Below are 6,313 nucleotides of genomic sequence, written 5' to 3' on the forward strand. Positions count from 1 at the left end.
TTTAATATAAAAAATGCTGGAACTTCATTGATGTTCCAGCATTTTTTATATTTTTTTTATATTTCGAACTGATGCATAGCAATATTCTTGATTATTAAAATAAACGATACGTTCTTTAGAATCAATGGATTCAATATTATGGCGATTCACTACGAAACTATTGTGACACCTGAAAAATCGATTATCTAACTGACTGAGTTCTTTTAAGTTACCGTAGAATTCAATTTGCCGATTGTCTAAATGCGCAATTAAGCGGTGTGATTTAGATGAAGATTCAAAAAACATAATGTCATCATAGCGAACATACACCGAATTACTGCCTTGTTTAAGTTCTATCGTTTCAACGCTACTATCTTTCGATAAAAGATTTAAGCGTGTTTCAGACGTTTCTATACAATCGATAATGCGAGCTTTTAGTTCTTCAGGATCATCTTTAAAGATAAAATCCATCGCAGCAATTTTATAGACGAAAGTTAAATAAGTGAGCTCACTATGGCTTGTAACAAATATGATATTTCCCACTGGGTCATGCTTTCGAATTTCGCTTGCTAATTTAATGCCATTGATATCTGCATCGAGTTGGATATCTAAAAAGTAACAACCAACGCCCTGCTGATTTTTTGCTTCCTCTAAAATTGCGTAAGGATCTCCAGTGGCCAATGCAATTTCCATTGGCTTTTCTTCAATCATAATATAGTTATCAATAATAGACACCATACTGTCTCGCTGCCTCACATCATCTTCGCATATGAAAATTTTCAAGTTATCACATCCTTATGACTGAGAATTTAGTATTTCTACTTTTTGAACGAAGTAGCCATTTTCAATTGTAGTGTCTAATAGAACATTAGCATTTGAGTCTGTGATTTCTTTTAACGTAAATAAGCCCAAACCACGATTACCGCGCTTTGTCGAAAAGTTTTCTTGAAATAATGTATGTACACGTGGGATATCATCCTCACACTTATTCATAACGATAAAAGTAACTGAGATATCAGAGTTTTTAATAAAAGCAACTCGTATTAATGCATCCTCCGTAATACTTTCAGATGCTTCAATTGCATTATCTAATATGATACCTATGACTCTACTTAAATCTATAATAGGCATATTTATTTTTTCGATAGGCTCGGGTACTTCAATACTGATACTAATATTTTTTTCTTGCGCTTGTAAAATCTTTGTAGTTAATAAGCCTTTGATTTCTCTTACGCGTAAGTTTTCAGTCCCATTAATCTTAACAGTGTTCATTTGCATGCTATCTTGCATTGGTAATATTTCATCATTAAAATAACTGCGTAAACCTGCCATGTCGTTTTCCCTAATATAATCTGACATAGTGGTTAAGATATTAACATAATCATGTCGGAATTTACGCATGTCATTATTAATTTTTTCGATTTGTAGCGTGTATTTATAGTAGTTTTCTACTTCTTTCACATTACGTTTATATTGAATTTCACGTATAATGCTGAAAGAAACTGTAACTATCAATATTGCTATCGTAATAATAAAAATTACATAAATGACCGCTAAATATTTAAAATCACCGTATGAAATTATGTTTTTCGGCATGTACATATATAGAATTGTGAATGTAGCTAACAATATTATGCCAATGAGAGTTAGATAAACTTTATTAAGTGATAAAATCGATGCAGATAATTTAATTACAAAATATCTTGTAGCAAATCCTAATATTATTGAAAATATTACGAATGATAAGCCATATATAGTTAAAATTAAATAACTATTATTAACGTAGTCATTCATTAAAGTAGTTATCCACATTGCAAAGAAATTTGATATGTATAATAATAAAAAACCAAGTGTTGCTAAAACAAGGCCAAGCATTTTATTTCTAATATACATTAATATTAATGTAGCGATTACGAGTATTAAAATAGTTTTTGTCCCAAAAAAACTATACAAAAATGTTGAAGGGATTATAATCCCTAGCATAGAAATATAATCCCATTTAGTATATTGTAAATTGCTAATAATTTTCAAGACAATAAATAATACGATAATTTGAAAAGTAGAAATATAAATTGAATTTAAAATGTCCATTTTTTACACACTCACTTACTTTATACTAATATTTATTCGGATAATTTTGTTAATTCTTCTGGAACTTCAGGTTCGTCAAACCAACCACCACAAGGATTAACACCTGCGACTGTACCGATTAACTCGAAAAACTTGGCGAAAAAACTGAAAAATGAATTTAATAAGTTCATGTAGAAACATCCTCCTTAGGGAAAAATATAGGTAATTGTGTTACAGCGATAATAATAATGCCTAACAAAATCAATTGTTGATAAGGTGCATTGAACAATAATGAGCCTATAATTAATAACAAAGTTACAACTATAGTTTTCACTTTTTTCTTCTTGTGTAATCTTTTTGGAATAGGTTGTTTTTTAGTTGCAGAAGGGGCATATATACTTAATATTATAAAACCTAATATTGCTAGTATATACATAAGCCCAATATCAACTTTAGTATAAACAATAATCCAAGGTAAAAAAACAAATAATAATAAGTTTTGAACATGACACAGTAGTGACGATTTTGCATGTGCACCATGCGCAAATGTTCGAATAATTACGTAAGTTAGATGAACAGTCAGTGTGTAAAAAAATAAGTGGCACAGGATTGAAACACCATAAGCTACAACAGTCTTAAAAATATTGCCCACAAAAACTTGCATACCTAAACGTATTTTCAAGTAAGAAATGTGATCTAAATTGTTGCGTTGCTGTAAATATTTAGCTAAATGGTCAATACGTTTTTCTATTGCATTTAACATGTGTTTCGCTCCTTACTGACATTATACAATTTAAATTAAATTTTAGGCGTCTTATTGCCTATCTGTATAATTTGAGTCCTTAACTGTTTGCTGTTTACTATATATTTAATTTTAACATATTTGCACTACAGTTAAGCACTAAAATGAACGACTTGGGCATTATTAAACATTTTTTCAAAAAAACATGGTTAAATGTATTTGTATCACAAAGAAGTGATTTGAGTACTCAATAGCAAGACTACTAGTCTCTTAGTCATTTATTATTCTTAATGAGCAGAAGATTAATAAATGTTGAAATCTAAATACGTAATTGTTTCTTCGTATAGTTATAACAATACTTATATTAGAGAGTAATCATTTCTTTGTAATATAAACAAAGGAGGTTGTTGTTGTGACAAAAGACATCACTAACACTCTTGGTGGTTTAGTGAACTAATTTTGAAGACAGTTTGAAATTCGCTTAATTATTAAGCTTTCCCTATAAGAACTGTATTCATAATTTGAGTTTGATTCAATCTATACTAGTGTCATTAATAAATTACCTATAACAGAGGTAATTTAAGTATTAACATGTAAGCTATCGTAAACATCATTCAATTTATCATTTTAATAATCGGTAAATTCACTAAATTTTTTCATAATTAATAACATCCCCAAAAATAGATAGAGAAATAACTGTAAAAACATTCCCTTAATAATAAGTTACAAAACCGTGAGTCCCTCCCAAGCTCACGGTTTTATTTTATTTATATAAATCTAGTCTAAGATTATCAAAGACTGGGATATTTTGACGTTGCTGGTTAACTTCAGAAATATTTAATGTAACACTTACTCGTTTTTCTAAATTACTCGCCTCTGCAATAATTTCTCCATTAGGACTTATAACCATAGAATGTCCTGCGTATTCAGTGTTTCCATCGTCTCCACAAGAATTACAAGCAACAATAAAAATATCATTTTCAATGGCACGTGCTTGGAGTAGGGCACGCCAATGATCTAAGCGTACTGCTGGCCATTGTGCTACATAAAATGCAATTTTAGCTCCTGTACGTGCAGGATAACGTAATAGTTCTGGAAATCTTAAGTCATAGCAAATTATTTGTGTAACAGCAACACCTGATGATAATTGGAAATTTTCAGGCACTGTTGAACCTGCAGTTAGATAAGTAGGTTCATCTAACATCGGAACTAAGTGTGTTTTGTCGTAACTGTTGATTAAGGTTTGGTCTTTTAACACAGTAAAAGCTGTATTAAAGATTTTGCCATCTTTTTTATTAGCTACAGAACCAGCGACAATATCTACTTGATACATTTTTGCAAGTTGAGCAATAAAGTTATAGCTGCGCTGTAAATCATTATCTGCAAGAATATCTAGCTGTGATAATGCATAGCCTTGATTCCACATCTCAGGTAAGACTACGACATCTGTTTCACTATTTAGGTTTTGTTCAAACCAATGTTGAATTTTTTTTTCGTTGGTTGACACATTGGCAGGTTCTATTTGTAATTGAAAAATTTGGATATTCATAGTTTCACCTCTAGTAATCTAGTTTTATTAAATGTACTAAATATTCCGACAAATTTCAAAGTTTACTATGACTAGGTAAAATACAAGTTAAATAAGATTGTGACTTAGTAAATCATGTTCATTAAATTTAAATCGTGCGTTAAAAACTGACAAAATTTAAGAAAAACAAAAATGACAAGAACTATTTTTGCAATAGAACTTGTCATTTTTGTTAGGTCAAGTTATGTAGGTACTTGACTTTAGTTAAATTTCAATTTTATTTTTTAATTAAAAATCTATCTTCAATTGAATTAAATGCTTTATCGCCAGCTTCTTCACGAATATTACCAAATGGCATTTGTGCCATCAATTTCCATGTTTTTGGAATGTCGAATGTTTCAGTTACAGCTGCGTCAACTAGTGGGTTATAGTGTTGTAATGAAACACCAATACCTTCAGTACTTAAAGCAGTCCAAATTGCAAATTGATGCATTGCATTTGTTTGTGATGACCAAATTGCAAAGTTTTCAGCATAATTTGGCATTTGATTTTGTAAACCTTCAACGACAGTTTCATCTTCAAAGTACAAAATAGTACCGTAAGAATGTTTGAAGTTGTCTATTTTATCAGATGTTGGTTGGAAATCACGATCTTCACCCATAGCTTTTTTCAATTCATCTTTCGTGATATCCCAGAATTTATCGTGATTGTCATTTAATAATAAAACAATACGTGTAGATTGAGAATTGAAAGATGATGGAACATGTTTAACTGCATGCTCGATAATCGCTTCTAATTTATCATCAGAAATTGAAATTTCCTTTTCTAAACTATAAATTGTACGTCTGTTTTCTAATATTTGTTGGAATGTTTCTAATTCACTTTTTTTACTTTTAAAGATACCCATGATTTTAATGCACCTCTCAGTTAATTTATAATATATACCTAGTATAATAAATATACTTTTGTTTGTAAACTATAATTTACATTTATTTTCAAAGATATTAATATTCCTTTTCATTGTCTTAATTTTAATGAAAAATAAACAGTTTTCTAATATACTAAGTATAATAACTTTTAGTAATTTAGGAGGTGGCCTTAGTGCAAAATAAAACTATATTAAAATATACACTTTCTAGTGCGGTAGTATCGTTAAGTGTCCCTTTTATAGTAGCATCACCTATAAATGCCGAGACAGGCTACACAACTGATTACACTGACAAGCAAGCTATATCAGATACTAATACTTTAAATAATAATGATAATAATCAAGTGGATAAGGCAATAAATGATAATAGTTCACAACCATATAGTGAAGGTACGGCTTTAGCTCAACCTGACAATAGTAAGACAGGATCTTCAGAAGTACCTAATATAAGAACAGCTCCAATATCATCGTCTGACATAGATGAGAATCAATTGCCAGTTTCAACTGAATATACAACTGATAATGATGCAGTAGAGCAGTCAACACAGAATACTGATATGAATGACAGTGAATCGACATTACAAGATGACACAACATCACAAGATGGGAAGTCAACAGAAGGTGAAAATACAACAGATACTTCTGGAAATGTATCCAATGAAGAACCGAGTTCACAGCTAGATAACAATACCCAAACAGAGCCATCACAAACTGGAGACTCAACAGGGAGTGAATATCCGGGTGATGCAACAGGAGATGGGACAGGACAAACAGAACTACCACAAACAGGTGATACGATGGGAGAACAACCAAGCACACAACCCGATGACAATGTAGAGCCTCAGCCGCCACAAGATGGAGGCACAACAGGAACTGAGTATCCAAGCGATACAACAGGAGATGGGACAGGACAAACAGAGCCACCACAAACAGGTGATACGACGGGAGAACAACCAAGCACACAACCCGATGACAGTGTAGAGCCTCAGCCGCCACAAGATGGAGGTACCACAGGAACTGAGTATCCAAACGATGCACCAGGAAGTGGAGGTGGACAAACAGAACC

General features: G+C 31.5%; 7 protein-coding genes. 1 reads left to right on the forward strand and 6 read right to left on the reverse strand.

Features of this window, described 5'->3' with window-relative positions; genetic code table 11:
- Nucleotides 1–45 precede the first annotated feature (45 nt).
- The 6 genes from agrA to KA845_RS12655 all read right to left on the reverse strand — a co-directional run bounded on the left by agrA (nucleotide 46) and on the right by KA845_RS12655 (nucleotide 5,226).
- Nucleotides 46–762: a quorum-sensing response regulator AgrA gene (gene agrA / locus KA845_RS12630; RefSeq protein WP_167868145.1), complete on the reverse strand. Its 717-nt coding sequence runs from the start codon at nucleotides 760–762 to the stop codon at nucleotides 46–48.
- A gap of 12 nt (nucleotides 763–774) precedes the next feature.
- Nucleotides 775–2,070, reverse strand: coding sequence for a quorum-sensing sensor histidine kinase AgrC (gene agrC / locus KA845_RS12635; protein ID WP_210128177.1), 1,296 nt, complete (start codon nucleotides 2,068–2,070; stop codon nucleotides 775–777).
- A 32-nt stretch (nucleotides 2,071–2,102) separates the two neighbouring features.
- Nucleotides 2,103–2,240 (reverse strand): cyclic lactone autoinducer peptide AgrD, encoded by a 138-nt coding sequence (gene agrD, locus KA845_RS12640; protein ID WP_103388381.1) that lies wholly within the window; start codon nucleotides 2,238–2,240, stop codon nucleotides 2,103–2,105.
- The gene (locus KA845_RS12645) at nucleotides 2,237–2,812 is read right to left on the reverse strand and encodes an accessory gene regulator AgrB (RefSeq protein WP_002509118.1); all 576 of its coding nucleotides are present in this window, start codon (nucleotides 2,810–2,812) and stop codon (nucleotides 2,237–2,239) included. The genes agrD and KA845_RS12645 overlap by 4 nt, the downstream gene beginning before the upstream one ends.
- A gap of 742 nt (nucleotides 2,813–3,554) precedes the next feature.
- Nucleotides 3,555–4,340, reverse strand: coding sequence for a carbon-nitrogen family hydrolase (locus KA845_RS12650; RefSeq protein ID WP_002509119.1), 786 nt, complete (start codon nucleotides 4,338–4,340; stop codon nucleotides 3,555–3,557).
- Nucleotides 4,341–4,596: 256 nt separating this feature from the next.
- Nucleotides 4,597–5,226 (reverse strand): nitroreductase family protein, encoded by a 630-nt coding sequence (locus tag KA845_RS12655; RefSeq protein WP_210128179.1) that lies wholly within the window; start codon nucleotides 5,224–5,226, stop codon nucleotides 4,597–4,599.
- 194 nt (nucleotides 5,227–5,420) lie between these two features.
- Here KA845_RS12655 and KA845_RS12660 point away from each other — a divergent pair.
- Nucleotides 5,421–6,313 (forward strand): hypothetical protein (locus KA845_RS12660; protein WP_210128180.1); only part of this gene is annotated, 893 nt, incomplete at its 3' end.

The organism is Staphylococcus sp. GDX8P114P-2 (assembly GCF_017892945.1).
Lineage (GTDB): Bacteria > Bacillota > Bacilli > Staphylococcales > Staphylococcaceae > Staphylococcus > Staphylococcus arlettae.

Excerpts from the sequence above, each read along its gene's own strand:
- KA845_RS12645 (WP_002509118.1), bottom strand. The coding sequence starts at position 2,812 with ATGTTAAATGCAATAGAAAAACGTATTGACCATTTAGCTAAATATTTA.
- agrC (WP_210128177.1), bottom strand. The coding sequence starts at position 2,070 with ATGGACATTTTAAATTCAATTTATATTTCTACTTTTCAAATTATCGTA.
- agrD (WP_103388381.1), bottom strand. The coding sequence starts at position 2,240 with ATGAACTTATTAAATTCATTTTTCAGTTTTTTCGCCAAGTTTTTCGAG.
- KA845_RS12650 (WP_002509119.1), bottom strand. The coding sequence starts at position 4,340 with ATGAATATCCAAATTTTTCAATTACAAATAGAACCTGCCAATGTGTCA.
- KA845_RS12655 (WP_210128179.1), bottom strand. The coding sequence starts at position 5,226 with ATGGGTATCTTTAAAAGTAAAAAAAGTGAATTAGAAACATTCCAACAA.